This window comes from Maribacter corallii (assembly GCF_047345415.1).
Lineage (GTDB): Bacteria > Bacteroidota > Bacteroidia > Flavobacteriales > Flavobacteriaceae > Maribacter_C.
This window is the reverse complement of sequence record NZ_JBLFEP010000001.1, coordinates 1,072,832-1,098,401: the sequence shown is the minus strand read 5'-3', so window position 1 is coordinate 1,098,401 and position 25,570 is coordinate 1,072,832. Positions and strand designations below refer to the sequence as shown.

General features: G+C 42.8%; 15 protein-coding genes. 12 read left to right on the top strand and 3 right to left on the bottom strand.

The window, feature by feature from the left end:
- Positions 1-2 precede the first annotated feature (2 nt).
- From ACKWCA_RS04925 to ACKWCA_RS04915, 3 genes are all read left to right on the top strand, one after another.
- A complete protein-coding gene (locus tag ACKWCA_RS04925) occupies positions 3-881 on the top strand; it encodes a hypothetical protein (protein ID WP_413977026.1) in 879 nt (292 codons plus the stop codon).
- Positions 881-2,794 (top strand): transglycosylase domain-containing protein, encoded by a 1,914-nt coding sequence (locus tag ACKWCA_RS04920; RefSeq protein ID WP_413977025.1) that lies wholly within the window; start codon positions 881-883, stop codon positions 2,792-2,794. Before ACKWCA_RS04925 ends, ACKWCA_RS04920 begins: the two co-directional genes overlap by 1 nt.
- A 160-nt stretch (positions 2,795-2,954) precedes the next feature.
- On the top strand, positions 2,955-3,329 hold the full coding sequence (locus tag ACKWCA_RS04915; RefSeq protein ID WP_413977024.1) for a hypothetical protein: 375 nt from the start codon (positions 2,955-2,957) through the stop codon (positions 3,327-3,329).
- An 8-nt stretch (positions 3,330-3,337) separates the two neighbouring features.
- On the opposite strand, the gene ACKWCA_RS04910 is transcribed toward ACKWCA_RS04915, so the two are convergent.
- The 3 genes from ACKWCA_RS04910 to ACKWCA_RS04900 form a co-directional block, all read right to left on the bottom strand.
- Positions 3,338-4,057, bottom strand: coding sequence for an RNA polymerase sigma factor (locus ACKWCA_RS04910; RefSeq protein WP_413977023.1), 720 nt, complete (start codon positions 4,055-4,057; stop codon positions 3,338-3,340).
- A gap of 143 nt (positions 4,058-4,200) precedes the next feature.
- Entirely contained in the window at positions 4,201-5,571 is a 1,371-nt protein-coding gene (locus ACKWCA_RS04905) for a sensor histidine kinase (RefSeq protein ID WP_413977022.1), read from the bottom strand.
- Between the two features lie 66 nt (positions 5,572-5,637).
- The gene (locus ACKWCA_RS04900; protein ID WP_413977021.1) at positions 5,638-7,005 is read right to left on the bottom strand and encodes a sigma-54-dependent transcriptional regulator; all 1,368 of its coding nucleotides are present in this window, start codon (positions 7,003-7,005) and stop codon (positions 5,638-5,640) included.
- A gap of 284 nt (positions 7,006-7,289) precedes the next feature.
- Between ACKWCA_RS04900 and ACKWCA_RS04895 the strand changes: the two genes are divergently transcribed.
- The 9 genes from ACKWCA_RS04895 (at position 7,290) to ACKWCA_RS04855 (ending at position 25,539) form a co-directional block, all read left to right on the top strand.
- A complete protein-coding gene (locus tag ACKWCA_RS04895) occupies positions 7,290-8,636 on the top strand; it encodes a TolC family protein (RefSeq protein ID WP_413977020.1) in 1,347 nt (448 codons plus the stop codon).
- Between the two features lie 176 nt (positions 8,637-8,812).
- Positions 8,813-10,063 carry an efflux RND transporter periplasmic adaptor subunit gene (locus ACKWCA_RS04890; RefSeq protein ID WP_413977019.1) on the top strand — a complete coding sequence of 417 codons (1,251 nt, stop codon included), beginning with the start codon at positions 8,813-8,815 and terminating at the stop codon, positions 10,061-10,063.
- Between the two features lie 67 nt (positions 10,064-10,130).
- Positions 10,131-10,826, top strand: coding sequence for an ABC transporter ATP-binding protein (locus ACKWCA_RS04885; RefSeq protein ID WP_413977018.1), 696 nt, complete (start codon positions 10,131-10,133; stop codon positions 10,824-10,826).
- A gap of 49 nt (positions 10,827-10,875) precedes the next feature.
- Entirely contained in the window at positions 10,876-13,260 is a 2,385-nt protein-coding gene (locus tag ACKWCA_RS04880) for an ABC transporter permease (protein ID WP_413977017.1), read from the top strand.
- Between the two features lie 61 nt (positions 13,261-13,321).
- Positions 13,322-15,724, top strand: a complete 2,403-nt coding sequence (locus tag ACKWCA_RS04875) for an ABC transporter permease (protein WP_413977016.1) — start codon at positions 13,322-13,324, stop codon at positions 15,722-15,724.
- A gap of 28 nt (positions 15,725-15,752) precedes the next feature.
- Positions 15,753-18,188 carry an ABC transporter permease gene (locus ACKWCA_RS04870; protein WP_413977015.1) on the top strand — a complete coding sequence of 812 codons (2,436 nt, stop codon included), beginning with the start codon at positions 15,753-15,755 and terminating at the stop codon, positions 18,186-18,188.
- Positions 18,189-18,243: 55 nt separating this feature from the next.
- Entirely contained in the window at positions 18,244-20,643 is a 2,400-nt protein-coding gene (locus tag ACKWCA_RS04865; protein ID WP_413977014.1) for an ABC transporter permease, read from the top strand.
- 24 nt (positions 20,644-20,667) lie between these two features.
- On the top strand, positions 20,668-23,052 hold the full coding sequence (locus tag ACKWCA_RS04860) for an ABC transporter permease (protein ID WP_413977013.1): 2,385 nt from the start codon (positions 20,668-20,670) through the stop codon (positions 23,050-23,052).
- A gap of 72 nt (positions 23,053-23,124) precedes the next feature.
- Positions 23,125-25,539 (top strand): ABC transporter permease, encoded by a 2,415-nt coding sequence (locus ACKWCA_RS04855; RefSeq protein WP_413977012.1) that lies wholly within the window; start codon positions 23,125-23,127, stop codon positions 25,537-25,539.
- Positions 25,540-25,570 lie beyond the last annotated feature (31 nt).

The following is a 25,570-nucleotide window of genomic DNA, read 5'->3' as shown; positions in this document are numbered from 1 at the left end:
GCATGCCGGCATTCGTGGTATATCTGGCATTGATTTTTCTGGCGTTGGTCGCTTGTGTTCTTTTTTATATTCCAAGAAAGAACTGGTTCAATCGCAACGTGGCCAAAGAAGAAGGTTGGGGTACATTGAAGATTTTGCTTATTGGTATGGGTACGAGTATACTCTGCTTTGTTTTGAGCAAATTTCTCTTTTCCGCCTTCTGCCTTAGCATATCATCCAGTATTATCGAATACAACATCTTGATGAACAATGTGTATTGGTATGGCTCCGAATTGCTATCCCCTTTACGAACGATAAAATATCCGGTTTCCTATTTTGGCCTTCATTCCATTTCCTATTTTTCAGGGCTGTATGCAGTGCTTTTCTGTTTGAGCAAGCTCAATATTACATCGAGTTACAACCTCTCGCATGATCGTTTGAAATTGCAATTCATGTGCTTGGGCCTGTACTTGTTTTTTGAAACACTGCTGTATGTCTCCTACCCGTTTCAAACCTTCGAAAGTGGTTGGCGGATCTTCCACAATTTTTTCGCGGTTTTTTTGGCGAGACTTCATTTTACGGCCTGTCTTTTCATTGCTGCCTGGCTTCATTTTCACTACCCCTGGGTGAAAATGGCCCTGCAGTCAAATGTGCTCTCTGTTCGTGCGCCCTGGCTAAGAGGGGTGTTCGATTCCACACGCAGTATGCTCCTATTTTTTATTTCGCTAGGGGAGCTGTTTTTGTTACCCGCCTATATCAGAATGTACTCTTCGTCTGATTTTGGCCTCTTGGTGGCTTTCCTTTTTAACGGCGGATTGCTCTTTGTTTTTTGGCGTTGGGTAAGTCCGGCGATGTATCATCTCATTCGATTTATTTCGGATTTTGAAAAACGAAAAGCCTAATGAAAGACTGGATGAAAGCCGTAGGGGTCATTGCAACCGTTTTTTTTGGGTTGGCTTTGTTTCATGTAGTTTGGCCTTCTAGAATGAAGATGGAGCCCAATGCGAATTTTATCGCTTCGGTGCGCGATGAAGACCATAACCTTTTGGCCGTCTTCGGTGAGAATACCATTTTGAACAACCGATTGACCGTAGAGGAACTTAAGACCTTACAGCAGAAAGGAGAATTGAACAAGTTTCCCATAGTGCCGGTCATGTCGTATGAAGAGTTGCCCGAGAACTACGTTTATTTTTTGACCAAGGTAGAGAACAAGAACTTTTTTGACTTTGGAAAGGATAACGTTTATGGCCTGTCATTTTCCGGTATTGCCCGACTGCTCAAGGGCAAGGCGGACGGAGGATCGAATATACCGCAGCAACTGTTGAAAAATGCCATTCATAAAAAAGAAGGCATCGGCACTATTTACCTGTCCCGAAAATATGGAGAACAGCTGGCGGCCTTTCAAATGGTGAAATCCGCAACGCCAGAAGAAATCTTGTTGGCTTATACCAATTACTCGGGCAATTTCTTCTACGAGCGGGATTTTTCCGGACTCATTTTGGCTTCCTATACCATTTTTGGACGCGCTCCACATGCCTTGAACGACCTGGAAATGCTGCTGACGGTAAAAACCCTAAAAGGGGCAAGCAAGTTGAAGGCCCTTTGTAACGATAGATTTGCCAATACCAATGAAATCAAAACGCTTATTTTGGATTTTTTCGAGCTGATTGCGGAAGATGAATCCGATCAAGAGCGATTACAGATGATGCGCACCATGGAACTGCGGTTCGCGAAAAGCAATAGCTTGCGAAGAAATACGGCCCTGACCAACTTTTTCAATGCGAACAAGCAGCGGCAAAAAGAACGCTTTGCAACACAATATGTATCGGCCATAACCCAAAAAAATCAATTGAGAGTAGAAGAGGCAGCGACCTCCTTTTCGAAGCGATTTCAAAAGCAATTAGCCGTAGATGGGTATGCATTGGAGGTTTCGCTAATCGCTATTGATATCAAAACGGGACAAATAGAAGCGACTCTGGGTAATCGTAAGAATAGTGGAGCCATAGCCAATTTCACGGATTATGGCGACGGTTTTCAATGCGGGTCCATTCTGAAACCTTTGGTGTTTTTGGAGTTGTTCGAAAGCCATGATTTTAATGAAGAGACGACATTGTACAATGGCGACCTCAAAACGTACAAATACAACCCGAGCAATGTCGGCAAAAAATTGTTGAACAAAGAGGTTAAGGTCGCCGAAGTGCTCAAGTACAGTCTGAACAAAGCGGCGGTCAATTATCGCGAATATGCCGACCCGCTTAAAGTGGCGAGACGTGTTGAAACGAAACTTTCAAAGTTGGAAATCGCCTCTAATCCATCCTATAGTCTGGGAGAATCTTACATTTTGGGCACAAAGACCATGACTCCATGGGAAGTGGCGCAGGCCTATCAGATGCTATTCAATGAGGGGCGGGCGATTCCTTTAAGTCCTTGGAAATACATCATTGACCCTCATTTACAGGATACGATATTCGATACGAAATCGAAAAAGCCGATTACTAGCTACTCAAAGGCGAGTGCCAATAGTATCAAAGTCTTATTGCCCGGGGCCTTTGAAACTGGCGGCACTTGTCATCGGTTACTTCCGTTTCTACCGGAAGGCCGACAGTATTATGGTAAAACCGGCACAACCGGAAAGGCAAAAGATGGCTGGACGGTACTGAGTGATGGTCAAAAATTGATCGTGGCCTGGGCGGGCTATGTTAAAAACGAAGACCAGGTCTTAACACGCAAAGGAGCACCTGCCGTACCTTCAAAATCAGGGGCGGGGTCAGCGGGCATTTTAGCCGCGATGGCCTATTCTAAATTGTACAGATAGACCTAAACGGGTGAAGTTGCTGTTTGACAAGTACTTCTATTGGCTTCAAACCCACATTTCTTTCCTTCATATCAAGACCAAATCTTACCTTAGCAAAACTTTGGGGAAGACCTTCATTTACATTTGATACCTTTGAAGTCCCCAAAGCGAAGGGGTATTGATGAAGAATTCTGATAACAACAAAAAGACAGCTGCTGATACCGGTGACAGTGCCGATCAAATGACTTTGGCCAAAAAGCTTGAGGCGTTACTCCTATTGCTCTATCAGGCTTTTCTAAAGGGAGAGACCGATTTGGATCCCGAAATCAAGGCCAGTATATTTAGAAGGGTCGATTTCAGTCGAGAATTTGCGCTCAAGGTCCGGATGATACAATCTGATTATTTTGATACAGGGCGTAAAAACACTCGGGAGGAATGGAATCATGAAGTTGATGTGCTTTTTCCTTCTGAAGTTCCGGCGACGACGACAGTCCCGACCATAGCGCGGCAAGAAACAATAGCGAACTACAAGGCTATGGTTTTGAAGTTGCTTTGAGAAAAAAGTTATACGGCTATTTTTGTGCGCAGCCCGAGCAAATACTTTTCTATGATTTTTGGGTCGATTTTTTTACTGATCGGAAGTCGGTAAAAGTCGATAATGGCAGGCAAGAGTACCGCAGCTATTTTTTGGGCTATTTTTTTTCCTTGTCTACAGGCCCATTTGCGCTGTGCTTCAAACGCGCTTTTTTCCGACACATTAAGGATGTCGGGAAATTTTTTACCCTCGATAAAACGTTTTCTGAGAATTTCTTTTTTCGTGGGTTCAAAATTGGAAAGCTCGATCCAGTCCTTAACGCTGCGAACCATTTCAAGAAGTAGCGTGTTCTTATGCTCGCCCCATAAGCTCTCAAAGATACCCAGATTCGCCGGTACGGAATTCGCTGTCGTATTTTCCGAATAGGGTATTTTACTTTGAAGAACGTTGACGTAGTCAATGCATAGGTTTTTGATGACAGGATAGTAGTACGTGGTGATTTTCGCACTACACTTTTCCGGCACAAGATGTCCTGAACGAAATCTTTTGAGTTCCTTTAGGTAGAGATCCGAAAAAATGCTTTTGGTATGTCCCTCAAGGTCATCTTTAATACCAAATCGCAACAACCAATGTTTGATCAACGGTTCAACTGCGGTATAGAATTGTTGGTGTTTCTTGGAATTGCCCGAATCGTTCAGATAATCGTAAACGGTATTCCACGACGGATTATATAGTGTTTTGTGCCCCATAATTAGATTTTGGTCTAAGTGGTTTCAAAAAATGCGTTGGTAAGCAGATTTTAAAGTAAAAATTCTATATAAGAAGTTTTTATGGGATACTCTTATATAACGGAAGTTTCGAATACTTATTTTAGGAAACGGTCATCTATTGCCTAAAAAATCAAGAGAAAGGAAGTTTCTTTGTCAGGAATGGAATGTACGCTCATACTACCGCCATGCAAATGCATGATCTGTTTTGACAAACTGAGTCCGATACCCGTTCCGGTATCCTTCGTCGTAAAGAAAGGAACGAAGATCTCATCCATTAATTCCGGGGGAATTCCGGGGCCGTTATCACTGACCCGAATATACTTTTTACCATCTTGGGTAAGCCCGGCTACCATTTTGACCTTTCCTTGCCATCCATCGGGCATTACTTCTTGTTGTCCGCTTAAAGATTGCAGTGCATTCTTGCAAAGGTTGATCAAGATTTGGGAAATCTGTTTCTCATCGAGATACAATTCAAGGTCGGCGGGTTGAATGAGCAACTCGAAGACCTCGGTTCGCTCATCGTTTCCTTGATTCATAAGCACCTTGACTTTGGTCAGTAGGCGTTCGGCATTGATAAGGCTTTTATCGGGTTTGGGCAGACTGAGAATGCTGCGGTATGACTGTACAAAGTCCATGAGGTCACCACCTTGCTCTTTGATCACTTCAAGGCCCTTGACGGTATTTTGAATATGGCTTTCATTGAATTCCTCCAGCGTGACCAGTCCGTTATTGGTTTTGTAGTATTTCAAAATAGACTCTGAAATGGAAGTGATCGGGGTTATGGTGTTCATGATTTCATGGGTGAGTACACGAATCAACTTTATCCAAGAATCCGTTTCTTTTTCGTCCAGCTCTTTGTGGATATCCTGAACGACTACCAAAAGCAATTCTTTCCCTTCTGAGGAAATCGAGGTCGATTTTAGGGCCAACTGTTTTTTCTCCCGTTCATTGGTCAACTGTACCAACTTACGCTCAAAAGGTTGTAATTCTTCAAAGAGTTCGTAGAGCTTCTGATCCACTTGCCGCAGTTGCTTGATATGGTTCAATGGGGTATAATCGAATAGTTTTTCGGTAGTGGAATTGGCGAAGAGAATATGCCCTTTTTCATTAATGGTCAGAATACCGATATCGGCCTGTTTGATGATTTCCTGATAGAACTGCTCTTGAGCCTGTTTTTTCAAATGAATATCTTGAATCATCTCGTTCAGCGTATTCAAACTATGGTTCAATTCTTCCAATGATTTGACACTCAGCTTTTCAGGAAAGCGAAGGGTAAAATCCTCGTTTTTGATGGCATCAAAGAAATATGCGATCTTCCGATTGGTCTGATTGACGTAATGAATCAAAAAAGAGGTCATGAGGACAAGAAATGCAAAGGCGAACACGGCAAGCAGGTATTGTTTATTGAAAAAGAAAAAGGCAGAAGCTATTGCGGAAACAGAAATCAATAGAATTCGGAAGATGAGCTGTACGTATATGTTTCTGCTTACCATATGTTGAGTTAGGAGTTAGGAGTTAGGGTTTAGTGGATTGGGTTGTCTTTGGCCGCTTGTAATCGCCTATACCTTACTTTTTTTCTTCATTTTATTATAAAGTGTCTGTCTAGAGATTCCCAATTGTTCCGCTGCGGCACTATAGTTGCCGTCATTTTGGTCCAAAGCATTCGAAATCATCTGAATCTCCATCTCTTCTAGGGTAATTTGGTTGTTTTCGGCAACGACAGCGGTTTTGGTATTCAATAGAAAATCGCTTGGGCGCAACACATTTTCTTCTGATAGGATCACCGCTCTTTCTATGGTATGTAACAGTTCACGAACATTGCCCGGCCAGGGGTACGAAAGTAATTTTTCTTGCGCGTCTTGGTTGATCTTTAGTCCCTGTTTGCCATATTTCGAGGTAAACTTATTCAGGTAGAAATCGGCCAAAACCAAAATATCGTCACCTCGTTCTCGAAGTGGTGGTACTTCTACCATGATCGTATTGATCCTATAGAGCAAGTCTTCCCTGAAAAGACCGTCTGCCACCATTTGATCAAGGTTTTCATTGGTGGCACAGATCAAACGAATATCAACAGGAATCGATTTGTTCGAACCAACACGTACGATGGTCTTGTTTTGTATGGCAGACAAAAGTTTGGCCTGTGTCTGAAGCGATAGGTTTCCGATTTCGTCTAAAAATAGGGTGCCGCCGTTTGCGGCTTCAAACTTTCCCGCACGGTCTTCCTTGGCATCGGTAAAAGAACCTTTCAAGTGCCCGAACAGTTCGCTTTCGAATAGGTTTTCTGAGATGGAACCCATATCCACCGGAATAAAGACCTCATCTTTTCTATTGGAAAGTCCGTGTAGTTCTCGGGCAATCAGTTCCTTCCCCGTTCCATTCTCTCCGGTGACCAACACATTCACATCGGTTCTGGCCACTTTACCGACAAGCTTCAGTACCGCGTTCAGGGTGTTCGACTTGCCGATGATGCGGTTCTTTTTTTGATTGATGACCTGTTTGAGGCTGTTTTCTTTTTGTTTGAGCTGGTTCACTTCCTTGCGCGATTTTCGCAGCTCATAGGCCGATTTGACTGTCGCCAAGAGTTTGTCATTGTTCCAGGGCTTGAGAATAAAATCGGCTGCTCCTTCCTTCAGCGCTTTAACCGCTAAGTCAACGGCACCATAGGCCGTCATCATGATTACCGAAATTTGAGGCGCTTTTTTTCTAATTTCACGAAGCCAGTAGAGGCCCTCATTTCCCGTATTTACCCCTGCCGAAAAATTCATGTCCAACAACACGATATCGAAATCGACCAAATTGGGAAATGAAGATATTTGATTCGGATTAGATAGGGTCTTTACCGTCTTGTATTCAAATTGTAGTAAGATATCCAGCGCACTGAGCACGCTCTTGTTGTCATCTATGACCAGAATTTTCGCATCTAACATAACTGTGGTTTGTGTTTTACCAGAGTACCAAAAAACATTCCATTTAATAGAGAAAGTATCATCATGCCGCTTCAACTACCGATTTTACGGGAGTAATTTGATTTCTAAAGCTACGACTAGAATTCCAAAAATTTAACAAGATGTCCATTTTTTTGACAATAAGTGTCTAAGTATTTTACAGTAATTTAGAATTGTAAAATTATTGTTCTTTTTAAGTAATTGATAATCAGAACTTTAAATTTATGGCACGGCTGTGGTACTAGGGTTTGGCATATCACCAAATTATGAAGTTAAAACTTGCGATACCATTTTTAGTAGGTTTCCTAATAGGAACAACACTAGTTGCCCAAGAGCGATGGAGCATGGAAGAATGCATTGCTTATGCATTGGAGCATAACCTTCAGCTCAAGGATTTTCAGTACACCGCAGCTGCGGGCAGAGAGGATTACCGACAGTCGGTTCGTAATTTACTGCCGGCCGTGAATGCCAGTTCAAACTACACGATAAATTCTGGTAGGGCTGAAGATCCAAATACAGGAACCTTTGTTGTGCGCGATTTTTTCTCGAACAACTATTCGTTGCAGTCCAATATCGATTTGTTTCAAGGGTTTCAAAAAATCAACTCGATCAAGGCGGCTAAATTTTTGTATAATGCCGCTAAGGAGGAACGCCTACAACAAAAATACCTATTGGCCTTCCGTGTGATGCAAGCGTTCAATGACATTCGGTTTTCCGAAGGCTTGGTCGCCATAGCGAATGAGCAATTGGGTGTTTCCAAGACCAATTACCAATTAGTGGAGAAGCAAATCGAATTGGGTCTGATGGCGGGCGCGGATTTGTACGAAGCCAGATCGGCGATGCTAGCCGATGAACTGAATTTGACCCAAAGTGAAAATCAATTGGCAGCGGCAAAATTGGCCCTTATTCAAGAAATGAATCTTGAAAATACGTCCGAAATAGAGATCATGCCCAACATCACCGGAGTGGTCGAAACGGAAACGCCACCCAAAATGCAGTCCGATTCGGTCTATTCAAAAGCACGCGAATTCCTTCCGTTGATCAAGGCACAGGAGTTGCGAGCCAAAGCTGCAAAAAGACAGGTGGGTGTAGCCAGAGGAAACCTTTACCCTTCCCTATCATTGTTTGCCGGTATCGGCACAGGTTATTTTGAAACTTTTCAGGATAGTTTGGACAACACCTTGCCCTTCCGGGAACAATTCAGGGATAATACCTCTAGATTTTATGGGCTTAGCCTCACAGTTCCCATCAGCAACGGATGGTCGGCTCGCTCCCGGGTAAAACAAGCCAAGATTGAAAAATTGCGTCAGCAGAACAACCTTGAAGTACAAGAGCAGGTGCTCTTTCAAACCATTCAACAATTGGTACAGGAATACAATTCATTACTGGTAGAATTAAATCAAAGCACCCAAAACATGGAAGCCCAGCGAATGGCATTTACCATCGCTCAAAAACGCTATGAGAAAGGAATGATCAACGGAATCGAATTGTTTACCGCAAAAAACCTTTTTGCAAGTGCGCAAAATGAAAACCTGCAGGTTCGATTACGTTCCGAGGTCAATAAAAGCACCCTGGATTTTTACAATGGGTTACCGATTTTCAATATCAATTAATATATAAGGACTTGATCCTAAAAAAATAGAATCATGAGAAAAATACAAACCACTTACGAAAGAAGAGACATGAGATATCAATGTAGCGATGCCTCCATTGCAGTGAGGTCAGCTATGCCATTTCGAACCATCAAAAGAAAGCCTTTGTGTCATTAACAAATAGAACGAGATAAAAAATGGATATACAATTAGAAAAGAAAAAAGGATTACGACCCAAACACTACGGCTATATCGCCATTGGGCTCTTATTGCTGTTCGTCGGGTACCAGTTGGTTTTCGCAAGCTCCGTATCCACTTTCAGAACGGAAAAGGACAAGTTGTCCATCGCGGATATTTCACAAGGTAAATTTGATGACTACATTACCATCAACGGAAATGTAGCCCCTATCTCTACCATCTATATGGATGCCTATGAAGGAGGGCGGGTCAGTGAAAAATTAATCGAGGAAGGAGCAACGGTCAAGAAAGGCGACATCATCCTTACGTTGGAAAACATCAATTTGTACGAGCAGATCATGACAAGCGAGAGTAATCTGGCATTGAAGCAAAATGATTTACGCTCGACCAAAATTAGTTTTGATGGACGACAGGTAGAAGGCAGAAGATCATTGGCTACGGCAAGCACCGATTTACAGCGAACAAAACGGAATTTTGAACAGAATCAAGCGCTCTACGATGAAGAGTTAATCTCAAAGGAGGTGTATCTCACCTCTAAGGAGAATTATGAACTCTCACAAAAGCAATACGATATCTTGAAAATGCAGACCGAGAATGACGACCAGTTGCGTACAACCTCTTTGACCGGACTCGATGCCGATTTGGCAAGAATGCAGAAAACCCTGGCCATGGTGTATCAACGTTTAGATCATCTCAATGTACGTGCCCCGGCCGACGGACAACTCGGCTTTTTAGATGCCGAAATCGGGCAGAACATTACCAAAGGACAACGTATCGGACAAATCAACGTATTGACAGATTATAAAATCGAAGCCAGCATCGATGAGCATTATATAGATCGAGTGCAACGTGATCTGGTCGCTGTTTTAGAAAGGAATGGCAAAGAGTTTCCGTTGCGACTGCGTAAGGTGTATCCGGAGGTTCGTAACGGTAAGTTTCAGGTCGATTTGGTATTTACCGAAGATAAGCCCGAAACCATCCGAACCGGGCAAAGTTATAATATCAAATTGCAACTGGGCGAATCGAGCGAGGCACTGTTACTACCTAAAGGAAGCTTTTTTCAGAGCACTGGAGGCCAATGGATTTTTGTCGTAGGACCTGACGGGGATGAAGCCTTAAGGCGCAATATCCGAATTGGCAAACAGAATTCGCGGTATTATGAGGTTTTAGAAGGCCTACAAGCCGGCGAAAAAGTCATCACCAGTAACTATGACACCTTTGGCGAGGCGGAACGAATAGTGTTAAAATAGCGAAAAACTGTCACTAAGACCTGATATCGAAGTCTTTAAATCATAATAAGTAAAACACCAGTAAAAAATGATACAAATACAGAGCTTAAAGAAAAGTTTTAGAACCGAGGAAGTAGAAACCTTGGCATTGAACAATGTTAATTTTAGTGTTGAAGAGGGAGAATTTGCCGCAATCATGGGGCCTTCTGGTTGTGGTAAATCCACTCTTTTGAACATCATCGGTATGTTGGACAACCCAACCGAAGGAAGCTACAAGTTTGCCGGACATGAAGTCGGCGGACTCAAGGAACGTCAGCGTACGGAACTGCGCAAAGGAAACCTAGGATTCGTTTTTCAGAGCTTTAACCTCATTGACGAACTAACCGTATTCGAGAACGTTGAACTTCCTTTGATTTACCTGAAAATGGGTAAAAGCGAACGTCGCGAAAAAGTGATGAAGGTTTTGGAACGTATGAAAATCGCACATCGTGAAAAGCACTTCCCGCATCAGCTTTCAGGGGGTCAGCAACAACGTGTGGCCATTGCTAGGGCTGTAGTAACCAATCCGAAATTAATTCTTGCGGATGAGCCTACGGGTAATTTGGATTCCAAAAACGGAATCGAGGTTATGAACCTGTTGACCGAATTGAATCAAGAAGGAACCACCATTGTTATGGTAACACACTCTGATCGTGATTCACATTATGCGCATCGGGTCATTAATCTATTTGATGGTCAGGTTGTGACCGAAAGCCAGAACAGGGCTATGGGAGCCATGATCTGATGTAGAGTTTATTCATCAATCCAATCATTCATCAACAAAAACGAGAACCATGCTCAAAAGCTATTTCAAAATTGCCTGGAGAAACCTGATAAAAAGGAAAGTATTTACTACCATAAACATTTTAGGACTGGCTATTGGCTTTGGCAGTAGTATTCTCATCTATTTGTTTTTGAACCATAATCTGTCTTTCGATGAATTTCATGCCAATGCCGATCGCATTTATCGGATAAATACCGAGCAACATCGTGATGCGATCGAGTATGATCCCAGTGTACCACCTGGCTTTGCAAAAGTATTTCGTGAAGACTATGACTATTCGGAAAAAGTAGCTAAGATCGTGTTTCAAAGTGGCTTGCTTATCGATATCGATCAAAACGGGAACCTGAACAAACTGAAGCAGGATGTCGCGTATGTGGAGCAGGACTTTTTCGAGATTTTTAACTTTCCCTTACAGTATGGTGGGGATAAAGTGTCATTGGCAGCGCCTAATACCGCTGTGGTAACAGAGGAAATGGCCTTGGTCATGTACGGTCGAACTGATGTCGTCGGAGCGAACTTCGTTCTTGAAAATGACAAGACCATAACCATTACCGGGGTATTGAAAGACCTACCAAAGACCTCATATTTTGGGCATCAGGTATATGTTTCTTTTGAGAATCTGGTCGATATATTCGAGTTCGCCGCAGAGGAAAACTGGGGAGGGATTACCAGTAATTTAGAATGCTATGCCTTGCTCAGACCCAATCAGAATATCGCAGGTATTGAAGCGGCACTTACCGAACTACCCAAAAAGTACCGCCCCAACAGTAAAAGTAAGCATGTCTACAAATTACAGCCATTATCGGATATCCATTTTAATCCGGATTATGGCGGGTTAGATCCCATTCTACTTTGGATTTTCGCCATTGTAGGGCTCTTTCTAATCGTAATCGCCAGTATAAATTTTATTAATATATCAACAGCACAGGCCTTTTACCGATCAAAGGAAATCGGTATTCGCAAGGTTTTGGGCAGTTTCAAACAACACCTGTTCTGGCAGTTTTTATCGGAGACCTTTATCATCAGTCTCTTTGCCTTGAGCCTTGGCTTTTTGCTTGCATTCTTGTTTCTTCCTTCATTCAATGATCTCTTTGAAATACAATTATCATTTAAGGAGCTGTCCGATATTCGGTTCGTGGGCTTTATACTAGTGGTATTGTTGATTGTTGCGTTCTTGTCGGGTAGCTACCCCGGTATTTTAATGAGCCGTATTGTTCCCGTATTGGCGCTCAAAGGAAAGTTGAAGCATAGCGATACAGGAGGGGCGACCACGCGTAAGGTTTTGGTCGTTGCCCAGTTTGCCATGTCCATTATTTTGATTGCTAGCACTATTGTCATTTCACGGCAAATCGATTATGCGGTGAATTCCGATTTAGGCTTTGACAAAGATTCGATGGTTATGGTTGCGATTCCAAGTTCCATCGAGGAAGAGGCACTTTATGGACTAAAAGGTCGGCTTGAGCAGATAGCTGGTGTCGAACATGTTTCCAATTGTTTGAGTAGTCCTGGGGCAGCGGAAAGCAACTGGGGCACGGGCATGCGTTACCATACCAGACCCGAGAACGAAGAATTCAACATTCAGGCCAAGTTAGGTGATGAGGACTTTTTGGAAACCTTTGACCTTGAATTGGTAGCTGGTCGAAACTTCATCAAAAAAGACACTCTTGATGAGGTCGTGGTCAACGAAAGACTTGCTACGAAATTAGGGCTGTCGTCTCCAGAAGAAATGCTCGGAAAGGAGATCGCGGTCAACGGGGCTAGAATGAAGGCAACCATTGTCGGGGTTGTGAAGAATTTTCATAACCGAAGCTTTACCGAGAACATCGACCCGGCCTTTATTGCTCCGCGAAGCGATGCCTACAATGAAATTGCCATAAAAATCAATGGTCAAAACACCAAACATATTCTAGAACAGGTCGATGAACGTTGGTCACAGACTTTCGATGGCTACATCTTTGAGTATCGTTTTTTAGACGATAGGGTGGCCGAACTCTACGAGCGCGAGCAACGATACCTGTCACTTTCAAAGGTCTTTTCAGGTTTGGCTATATTAATAGGTTGTTTGGGGCTCTATGGGTTGATTCTCTTTTTCGTAGGCCAACGAACCAGGGAAATAGGAATCCGAAAAGTCTTGGGTAGCAACGTCGGAAGTATCCTGACCTTATTTTCAATTGATTTTGTAAAACTCATTGCCGTAGCGGGTGTAATCGCCACTCCCTTGACTTGGTACTTTATGGAGCAATGGCTACAAGGGTATACCTATCGCACCGATGTGCAATGGTGGTATTTTGTGATTGCGATCGGAGTGGTTATGGCCATCGCCTTGATCACGATTAGCTATCAGACCTTGAAGGTGGCCACTGCAAGCCCAGTGAAGAGTTTGCGGACGGAATAATTCCGAAACCGCCCGGAACAGTATCAACTTGCCTGTCTTATATGGGCCAATAAAGAACATTATGTTTAAGAACTATCTAAAGATCGCCTGGAGAAACATACTGAAGAACAAAGGGTATGCGGCAATAAATATAGGAGGACTTGCCATTGGCCTAGCTTGTTGCCTTCTGATTGCCCTTTATGTAAAGAACGAATACGCGTTCGACACCTACCATGAAAAAGGGGATAGTATTTATAGAGTGGTACATCATAGTAGCCCCGATAACCTTGACGATAGGTGGATTTGGGGCAATGCCCCGGTCGGACCCGCTTTGAAATCCGACTTTCCCGAGGTACTTGAAAAAGTACAATTCTCAGGCCGTTCCGATATTCTGCTCAAAAACGGACAGCATGTTTTTCAAGAAGGGGACACCTTCTATGCCGATGCATCGGTTTTCAGTGTGTTTAGTTGGCCATTAGTGGCGGGGGATTCCAACAGTGCTTTGGAGGCCCCATATTCTATTGTACTTACGGAGACTACAGCAAAAAAATATTTTGGAGACGTCAATCCAGTCGGAAAATCGATTGATGGTGTTGGTGGAAGAGCTGCCGACGGCAAATATACGGTTACAGGAGTGATGAAGGATGTACCTGCGAATTCACATTTCGCATTTGATGCTTTGATGTCAATGAGCTCATTTCGGCAGTCAAGCCCCGGAATCTTCGATGCTTGGGGTTATGTAGACTTTTATACTTATTTTCTGGTTTCCGACAAATTTAATCTAGACGCTTTTCAAGCAAAGATGCCCGACTTCCTGAACCGACATATCGATGCCGAGCAGAGGGAAGCGTATTACTATGACCTTTCATTCGAACCCTTGAGTGAGGTATACCTTAGATCAAAGGCAGCACGCCAACCAGGAGTTACTGGAAGTTTGACGAACATATATATTTTTATTGTTATCGGTCTTTTCATTCTTGTGGTCGCTTCTATAAATTTCATGAATCTTGCCACGGCAAGGTCTTTAGAAAGAGCAAAAGAAGTTGGTGTTAGAAAGGTAATAGGTGCCGACCGAAGTGGGTTGATTTATCAATTTCTCGGCGAGTCGATGATTTTGGTATTTCTTGCCTCCATTCTCGGCCTAGTTTTGGCATTTTTCGCCTTGCCCTGGATGGGCAACATGATAGGAAGGGAGTTTATGAAGTCTGACTTGCTGAACCCCTTTATTGTAATCATATTTTTTGTAACGGCCTTGGTAACCGGAATTGTTTCGGGTAGTTATCCGGCTTTTGTATTGTCAAGTTTTCGTCCTGTACAGGTATTAAAAGGTGTTTTTAAGACCTCACAGCACGGTGCGAACCTAAGAAAAGGCCTAGTCGTTTTTCAATTTAGCCTTTCTATCGCACTGATTGCGAGTACTGTATTGGTCTATTACCAACTAGACTTCATGAAGAATAGGGATTTGGGCTTCGACCGGGAGCAACAGTTGATATTGGATTTTAATTGGGACGGTGATGTACTAAACAATATTGAGGTGATCAAGAAATCTTTTCAAGATCTCGCTGATGTGTCTTCCGTTTCGCTTTCAAGAACGGTGCCTGGAAGTCATTTCCCCGCTGCCGGTACCGAAATCGAAACATACGAAGGCCAAATGGAGCACTTTGAACCGTTCATATATGAAATCGATGAGGACTTCATACCGCATTACAATATGAAAATGGTGGCAGGCCGTTCATTTTCAACTGATTTTCCTGCGGATAGTATCTCCTCCCTGGTGGTGAATGAAGCTGCCGCAAGAGATTTTGGTTATTCTGACCCCAATGCCATTATCGGGAAAAAGTTCGAACAATGGGGTAGAACAGGAACTATTATTGGAGTTGTCGAAGACTTCAATTATCTCTCTTTACATCAGCAAGTGGCTCCCTTGACACTTCGTCAAGTGCCCTATGGACGTTATTTTTCGCTCAAGATAAAATCGGATGATTTCCAAAGAACCCTTACTGAGGTCAAACGAACATGGGCCGAAGTTGCTCCACATCGTCCATTCTTATCTAGTTTTCTTGACGAATCATTCAATGAGCAATATGAGGCTGATACCCAGTTTACGAAACTGTTTACGGTATTTTCATTCTTGGCCATTTTTATAGCGTGTTTAGGCCTTCTTGGCCTCGCCACTTATAGCGCCATGCAACGTACTCGAGAAATTGGTATTCGAAAGGTCTTAGGGGCTGAGGTGTCCAATATCGTAACCTTACTTTCTAGAGACTTTCTAAAACTTGTCTTGGTAGCCGTGGTCATTGCCGTACCTTTTTCGTGGTATGCCATGAGCAAGTGGCTCGAAGATTTTGCGTATAGCGTGGAAATAAAATGGTGGGTTTTTGGAATAGCCGGCGCTGTAGCATTACTTATAGCCACATTAACGATAAGTTTTCACGCAGTCAAGGCAGCAGTGGCCAACCCTGTAAAAAGCTTGCGTACGGAATGAATTATCATCCAATTGAAAAACGAGAACCATGTTTAAAAACTATCTAAAAATCGCCTGGAGAAATCTACTTAAAAATAGAGGATTCACAGTTATCAATATTGCAGGGCTAAGTATTGGGGTAGCCGCCTGTATTCTTATTTCCATTTACATTTTTCATGAGACCAGCTATGATAAGCAGGTACCCGGCTCAGAAAATGTTTACCGCATGATCGGCACGTATATCGAAGATGGTCGGGCAGAAGTTGGTATTCATTTTTCTGCCAATACGGCTTCTACCGTGTTACAGGATTTTGCGGAGGTACAGAATTCCGGTAGGCTCATGGCCAATGGGCTATTTTATGGGGCCGGAACAAATGAAATCCGTATCGATGGTAAAGCGATGCAACATCATGAAGAAGCGTTTGCTTATGCGGACCAATCCATATTGGATATTATGGGGGTTTCCATGGTACGCGGAGATGCGGCCACGGCCCTAACCGAGCCTAAGACTATCGTGATTTCAGAGTCAAAGGCCCGTAAGCATTTCGGTACCGCAAACCCTGTCGGACAAGTCATATATCTGAATGGAGACGATGAAGACCCCTATAGAGTCAACGGAGTCATGAAAGATTTTCCTAGCAACTCACATTTGGATTACGATTTCTTTCTCACGATGGAAGGTGTGGAATTTGGTGAGGGGGAACAAACCAGATGGTTTCAAAGCAACTATTTTACCTATCTGCAACTAAAACCCGGTACTGACGTGGCAGCCTTCGAAGAAAAGATGTCCAATAGACTCATACATACCTACTTGAAGCCCGCTTACCTCAGTGCCGGTTTTGTACAGGGTGAGACACTTGAGGATCAATTGAATATGTCTCTGCAAAAATTGAGGGATATCAATCTGTATTCGGCCCATATAGACTATGAATCCAGTTCTCGTAACGACATCAAAATTATCTGGATTTTCGGGATCATCGCGCTTTTTATCCTCATTATTGCCAGTATTAATTTTGTAAATCTGTCAACTGCCAAATCGGTGAACAGGGCGAAGGAAGTGGGGGTCAGAAAAGTTGTGGGATCCTCGAGAAGATACCTAATAGGGCAGTTTTTGACCGAGTCCGCCTTGATTACGGTGATTGCATTTGGTATTGGAATCGTTCTTTCTTGGCTTTTGATGCCTTTATTCCGTGAAATGTCCGGTAAGCATTTGATTCTCCCTTGGAGTAGCCCGATATTCATTCCGATAGTCTTGCTGGCGGCATTGGCCGTAGGGTGTTTGGCAGGCCTTTACCCTTCTTTCTATTTATCGCGGTTCAACCCCGCTAAAGTATTGAAAGGGATGATGGGCCAGAGTAAAAAAACCAGCGGACTGCGAAGTGGCCTTGTGGTATTTCAATTTACGATTTCCATCATATTGATTATAGGCACTTTCATCGTCAACCAGCAAATGGACTTTATCCTCAACTCCAAGATCGGATTTGAAAAAGAACAGGTAGTCCAGCTTTATGGCACCAATATGTTGAATGACAAGGTCAGTACCTTTAAGGACGAGCTTGAAAACTTGAATGGGGTAGGCAGCGTCACTATAAGTGACTATTTGCCCATAGAAGGCGCCAAAAGGGATGGCAACAGTTTTGTCAACGAGGGGAGAGAACAGATCGATGAAACGGTCGGAGGTCAAGCATGGGTAATCGATGAGGACTATCTGGAGACCTTGGGTATGAAACTGGCAGCCGGGCGCAATTTTTCGGAAGAACGAAGTGCTGACGATGAGGCAGTTATTATCAACCAAGCTATGGCCAAGAAACTTAATCTAAGTGAGCCTGTTGGAAAAAGAATATCACGTTTTGGTCAGTTGTATGAAGTCATCGGGGTGGTCGAAGATTTTAATTTCAATACCATGAAGCAAGAGGTACAACCCCTCTGCTTTTTTAGAGGGATCAGTCCATCCATAATCTCGGTCAAGGCAGCTACAGGAGACATGCCGGCCCTCCTAACCTCAATGGAAGCCAAATGGCGTCAGTTTATGCCGAACATGGCCTTCCGATATGCGTTTATGAACGACTCTTTTGCCAAAATGTACAGAAATGTAAGCCGTATCCGCACCATTTTTCTATCCTTTGCCATCCTGGCCATTTTTGTGGCCTGTTTGGGTCTCTTTGCACTGTCGGCTTTTTTGGTCGAACAACGCAAAAAGGAAATCAGTATCCGAATGGTGTTGGGCGCATCTTTTCAGAACATCTATAAATTATTGAGCCTTAATTTTCTGAAACTCGTCGGGCTGGCTATTTTGATCGCAGTTCCGATCGGTTGGTATGCCATGAGTCGATGGCTCGAGGATTTTGCTTATAAGATTACTATCGGTTGGGAAATCTTGTCGGGAGCGGCGCTAATTGCACTGTTCATAGCAATAGTCACCATAAGCTACCAATCGATAGGGGCAGCACTAATTCAACCCCTGAAGAATTTGCGGTCTGAATAAACAAAAAGGTCATCATCAACTAATCCGTTTGACCATGGATTGAAAAATTGGAATCATGTTCAAAAACAATCTAAAAATCGCTTGGCGCAACCTGCTCAAGAATAAAAGCCTCTTCATTATGAACACCTTAGGCCTTGGTCTGGGTATTGCTTCTTGCCTGATTATTATGTTGTTCGTAATCGATGAACTGAGTTATGACCGGTACAACGAAAAGGCCGACGAAATTGTTAATGTGGTCTTCAGGGCTAAAATCAATGGGGAAGAAATAAAAGAGGGTGCGGTAATGGCACCGGTCGGGAAAACGCTCACACAAGAATTTCCGGAAGTGCTTGATGCGACCCGTATCCGCCAGATCGGAACACCTAAAATCACCATAGACAATCAATCGTATCGAGAGGATAGGTTTGCTTTTGTCGACGCCAACTTTTTTAATGTCTTCACCCTTCCAATAATCGAAGGAAACCCTAAAAACCCACTCCAAGAACCGAACACGGTGGTCATTTCCCGGGCGACAGCGGAAAAGTTCTTCGGAGCTTCCGATGCCATAGGCCAATTGTTCCATTTAGATGGGGAAGAGCGACCGTATCGGGTCACCGGAGTTATTGAAGAAGTTCCTCAGAACTCACATTTTCATTTTGACATTTTCGCATCTATTGAAGGCCTCGATGAGGCCAAAAGCGACTCTTGGTTCGGAGGTGATTTTTTCACCTATTTGCTTTTAAAGAAGGGTTCCGATTACAAAAACTTGGAAACGAAGTTACCCTATATTTTAGAGAAATATATGGGGTCTAGGATGCAAGAACAAATGGGGGTGCCTTATGAGGAGTTCACCAAGGAAAATCAATTGGGGTTCCGAATTTTTCCGTTGACGGATATTCATCTGTACTCGGACAATTCCGCATATAGTCAACTGGAGCAGGGCGGAGATATCAAATATGTATATATCTTCAGCGCTATCGCCCTGTTTATGCTGCTTATCGCATGTATTAATTTCATGAACCTCGCAACGGCGACGGCAGCGAAAAGGGCCAAAGAAGTGGGTATCCGTAAGGTTTTGGGATCTAACAAGAACCAATTGGTCTCTCAGTTTTTATCCGAATCCTTTATCGCGACCTTATGCGCTATGGCACTCGCAACTATTCTTGTATTTGTATCGCTTCCTTTCTATAATGAACTGTCAGGAAAAGAATTACAGCTTGATTTTCTGCTACAACCCGTTGTGCTGTTATCATTATTGGTATTGACGTTCTTGATCAGCATTTTGGCTGGTGGGTATCCGGCCTTCTTTTTATCCTCGTTTAAGCCGATTGCCGCATTGAAGAACAAGTTCTTGGGAGGAAACAACAATAAGGGCATACGCAGTGGTCTTGTGGTTTTTCAATTTGTTATTTCAGCAGGTTTGATTTTGGCCACTTTAGTAGTCAACCAACAGATGAACTATATTCAAAATAAGGATATCGGCTACGACCGCGATCAATTACTTGTATTGCGAGAGGCCTATTTATTGGGAGATGATAGGGACGCCTTCAAAAATGAACTATTGAAGAACCCCAAAGTGGCTTCTATTACGAATTCCGCCTCCATTCCTGCCGGAAGTACCGACAACTATATGTCTCAGGTCTACATCAATGGTGAGTTCAGCAGGCGAATGCCAGTTTTTAATATTGACGAAAACTACATTGCGACCATGGGCATGGAATTGGTGGCTGGCCGAAATTTTTCAACGGAATTCGGTACTGACTCTACCAATGTGATCATCAATCAAACGGCCGCGAATGTATTGGGCTTTGGAGCTGATGCGCTTGGTAAAATCGTAACCGACGGTGGAGGAGATCACACCGTCATTGGCGTAATCAAGGATTTTCATTTTAAATCGCTGCATCAGAAAATCGACCCGCTGTTTTTGTTTTATAGACCTTTTGGCGGACTTATAGTTAAGGCCAAATCTTCTGATATGTCTAGCTTAATTGCTGATACCAATACCTTATGGAACGATTTCAATACCGGTGAAACATTTGGGTATACGGTATTGGATGAATCATTCCGGCAGACGTATGTCACAGAACAGAAAATGGGCAGTCTATTGAACATTTTCGCCCTCTTGACCATTTTCGTAGCCTGTTTGGGACTTTTCGGACTCATGACCTTTACAGCGGAACAACGGTTCAAGGAAATCGGTATTCGAAAGGTATTGGGGTCAAGTGTTTCCGAGATTGTTACCATGCTCTCGAAAGACTTTTTGAAATTGGTGTTTTTATCGTTCTTCATCGCTTTCCCCATGGGGTATTACCTGATGAACCGATGGCTGGAAGGCTTTGCCTATCGGATAGAAATAGATTGGACAGTAATGGCTATGGCAGCACTGATAACCTTGATCATCGCCTTTGTCACGGTAGGCTGGAAGAGTTTTAACGCGGCGACGATGAACCCGATAACTGCCTTAAAAGACGAATGAGACAACACAATCAAACTTGAGACGATGCTAAAAACACAGATAAAATTGGCTTGGAGAAATCTTATTAAGAATAAGGCATATCTCATTGTTAATTTATCTGGATTGACAGTGGCCATGACCTGCTTCATTTTGATAGGATTGTTCGTTGAATTCGAACTGGGTTTTGATAAGCATCATCAAAAATCACATAGCACATATCGCATAGTTCAACAACAGAAAGGCAATAGTTATCAGGGCACGGATTTGTTCGCCGTTGCTCCATTACCGCTAGGGGAAGCCTTACTTCAAGACTTTCCAGAAGTGGAACACGTAACCAATCTAAATACCGGTGGTGCCTTGTTGATTAAAGATGACGTATCTCTTGTTCAACAAGGATTATATACGGATACGAACTATTTTGACGTCTTTACTACTTTGGTAAAAGAAGGAAATGGAAAAGAAGCCCTAGAGGACCCTAACACCATACTTTTGACCGAATCACTTTCCCATAAGCTTTTTGGAAATAGGTCACCCTTAGAACAAACCCTGAAATTTGGTGACGGGAAGACTTACACGGTCAAAGCGGTGGTTGAAGATCCACCGAAGAATCAACATTTCACTTATGACTTCATCGTCTCGTATAAAGGTCAGGGGTACTACCCCAATGATGTAGGCTTTTGGGTTAGTAATAACTATCATACCTATTTGACCCTTGATGAAGCGCAGAGTCATACGGATCTTGAAAAGAAAATGGCGATTTATGAAAAAATAACCAAGCCCGCCTATAAGAAACAAGGCTTTGAGTTTTACCCTGAATATAAACTGCAACCGTTGGAAGATATTCACTTGAAGTCGGACATCAATATGGAATTAAGCCAAAACGGAGACATCAAGAATGTCAGACTCTTTGCTTTCATCGCTTTAATAATCATAGCGCTCGCCGCGATTAATTATACCAATCTAGCCACTTCGAAATCTGCTCAGCGCTCTAGAGAAGTAGGTGTAAGCAAGGTATTGGGGGCCAAAAGAGGAAACCTGATCGTACAGTACTTGAGTGAATCGGTCTTTTTAACCCTGACCAGTTTCTTGTTCGCCCTTCTTTTGGTGACTATACTACTGCCTTACTTTAATGAGTTTTTGAATCGTGAGATCAGCTTTGACATTTTTACCAATTCACCAATATTAGTGCTTCTGTTAAGCATTGCGCTAACTATTGGAATTATCGCAGGGCTATACCCCGCATTTTTTCTTTCCGGTATGAGTGCGGTAAAAGCGCTGAAGGGTAACTTTCTTAAAGATCGAAAAGAAGGAACACTTCTTAGAAATACCTTGGTCATTGGTCAGTTCGCTGTTGCCATTGGCTTGGCAATAGCGAGCGTGATCATACATCAACAGCTACAATTCACACAAAACAAAAAGTTAGGATATAGTAAAGAGCAATTGCTTCATGTAAGGTATTTTGAACCTGAGATTACTGCCAAACAAGATATCTTAAAAGAGATGCTCTTGAAACACCCTGATATTGATAAAGTTTCCCTGAGTTCACAATTACCGTTTAATGTAACCAGTCAGGGCCCGGTAAGCAGTTGGGAAGGCAATGTGAACAAGGAACAACTCTACATACATAGAACATATGTTGATTATGACTTTTTGGATGTTTTTCAAATGGAGTTGGCACAGGGCAGAAATTTTTCCCCTGAAATCGCTTCCGACTCATCGGCCTATCTCATTAATGAAGCCGCTTTGAAGGCCTTGGGTTGGCAAGATGCCATAGGTAAGACTTTTGTCGATGGTAAGGTAATCGGAGTATTGAAAGACTTTCATTTAAAGACCTTTGATCAGGCAATCGAACCCCTATTTATGGCACTAAGAACACCAGAATTCACTAGAAATTTTGGGGAAGTAGTTGTAAAGATGGCCATGAACGAACCTAACGAAACAAGCCGATTTGTTGAAGAAACGATGAAAAGCATTGTTCCTCAAGTTCCTTATGAAGCAAGATTTGTCAATGATTCTTATACTCGGTTTTATGACGAAGAAAGGCGTCTAGGTCAAATTTTTAATCTCTTTACCATATTGTCTTTATTTATCGCAGGAATGGGCTTGTTCGGTATGGTCTCATTCCAAATCGTTCAAAGATCAAAAGAAATAAGTATCCGTAAAGTTTTGGGTAGCTCGGCCCAGGGAATTGTCAAATTACTGGTAAAAGGGTTTATCGGTCAAATTTTGATAGCGCTTGTGATAGCGATTCCGATTGCCTACTATTTTATGGAGGAATGGTTACAGGAATATGTTTATAGAATTTCAATACCATGGTGGGTCGGCTTGTTCATAGGACTTTTTGCGATGGTCTTGGCATTTTTGTCCGTTGGTTTTCAGAGCATTAAAGTGGCCTTAAGAAACCCGGTCGATAATTTAAGAGCAGAATGAAACCTTTGAAGATAACTCGACTTCATATGGGAAAGCACCTTGTTATTAAAAGAATAAATAAAATCGAGAACGATGTTTAAAAACTATCTAAAAATCGCTTGGCGGAACCTTATTAAAAACAAGGCGTATTCCTTAATAAACATTTCCGGTCTTGCGGTTGGAGTATGCTGTTTTCTATTGATCGCCCTATATGTCAAAAATGAATTCAGTTACGATAAGTTTCACTCCAAATCAGATAGAATTTATAGAGTATGGCAACATGAAAATTATGGCCCCAAAGAAGATTTCGTGAATACGACTACCCCGGTGTCCATGGTCAAAGTGTTAAAGACCAATTATGCGGAAATTGAAAATGGTAGTCGGGTACACCGGTTTAATGCCTTGGTCAAGCGCAATGAGTCGGAATTCAATGAGGCTGTTAGGGCTGTAGATCCCAGCTTTTTTCAAATTTTCGACTTTCCACTGCTGACAGGAAATTCTGCTAATCCTTTTTCTGGTGCCAACACCATTGTCTTAAGCGAGTCTGCTGCAAAAAAGTACTTCGGCAAGGAGAATCCTATTGGAAAATCATTGTCCTTGGAATTCAATGATGAGGCAAAGTTCTTTGAAGTTTCTGCCGTTGCGGCGAATCCTCCCCAAGAATCAAGTATACAATTTGACATGTTGGTTTCTCTTAAAAACGAAGCGCTATTTTTTAGTGAAGGAGTACAAACAAGCTGGTTTAATGTGGTGGTTGAATCGTATGTATTGCTCAAGTCCGGACAGTCTGCGAGGGAACTGGAAGGAAAATTCCCAGCGATAATCAAGCAGTATTTGGGCGACAATTTTGAGGAAAACACCTTTTTCCTGCATTTGCAACCGATGACCGAAATACATCTAGACCCTTCATTACCATCTGGTCTTGAGCCGGTTTCAAATCCGAAGTATGCCTATGTTATGGGCACGATAGGCTTTTTGATACTGTTATTGGCCTGCATCAATTTTGTGACCTTGGCCGTTGGCCGTTCCTTTTCAAGGGCAACAGAGGTAGGGGTGAGAAAGGCTTTAGGGGCTTTCCGTAAACAGATCGTGCATCAGTTTTGGGGTGAGGCCTTGTTGGTTACCCTCTTATCGGTGATTTTAGGGATTCTCTTCGCGCTCTTATTTAAAGACACATTCAATTCGCTAATAGGGAAATTGATTTCGGTTCACTTTAATATGGGGTTTTGGTTGATTACCGGCAGTTTGGTGGCTTTTATCGCCTTGATTGCGGGAATCTATCCATCCATCGTGCTTTCAAAATACAATCCTATAGAAGTATTGAGAAGCAAAACGGTAAAGGGCGCTTCAATGGGGTTTTTCGGCAAAAGTTTGGTCGTAATGCAATTTGTGGCTTCTATAGTGATGCTTATCGGAACCTTGATCATCGGTCAGCAAATAGATTTCTTGGTCAACAAGGATTTGGGATACCAAAAGGATGCCGTAGTAGTGGTGCCTACGAATATGTCCGGAGATGAAGCGGATACTTTTGCTGAATTGTACGTTGCCGAACTCGAAAGGCAACCTGAAGTAGTCGCGGCATCCACCTCAATGCTCAGTTTTGCGGAGAATGGCTGGATCAATGCAGGCTTTACAGATGCGAAAAATACATACCGCGAATTTGCGGTAAACGTTGTAGAATCAGGTTTTCTTGAAACACACAATATACAGATCGTTGAGGGAAGGGACTTTATTGCCGGAAATGCAAGTGACGCTCAGAATGGAGTATTGGTGAACGAAACTTTTATAGAGCGATTTGGATTGCAAAACCCCGTGGGTAAAACGTTTGACAAGTTCAATGTAAAAATCATTGGGGTAATGAAGGATTTTAATTTTGAATCGCTGAACAAGGGTATTGAACCCTTAGTTTTGGCTATCAATCAGGATCCGATTTTTGAGCATATTGAGAATGCAAGTTTAAAACACACTTCGCAGCCGAGGGTTTCCGTGCGACTGAATGCAGAAAGCACACCTGCAGGTATAGCGATGTTAAAGAATGTCTGGGAAAAGACCAATCCGTCACAAGAATTTGAATATGCGTTTTTGGACGAAGCCTTATCCGTACAATATCAGAATGAACTCAGGTCGAAAAGTGTGGTCAACGTTGCATCGATCCTTTCGATATTCATTGCCTGTATGGGATTATTTGGACTAGCGACCTTGACCGTGGCAAGAAGAACTGCCGAAATTGGTATTCGCAAGGTAATGGGCGCAAATGTGGCCGATATAGTAGCAATGATTTCCACTGATTTTCTAAAACTAGTGCTGATTGCAGCATTACTGGCTTTTCCAATAGCTTGGTGGGCCATGCGCGAATGGTTGCAAGAGTTCGCCTATAGTGTAAGCCTTAGTTGGTGGGTCTTTATCCTCTCAGGAGGTATAGTCGTGGGAATCACGCTACTAACCGTGAGTTATCATAGTATCAAAGCGGCCATAACCAACCCGGTAAAAAGTTTGCGTACGGAATGAAATAACAGCAAGAGTATCATCATCAAAAACG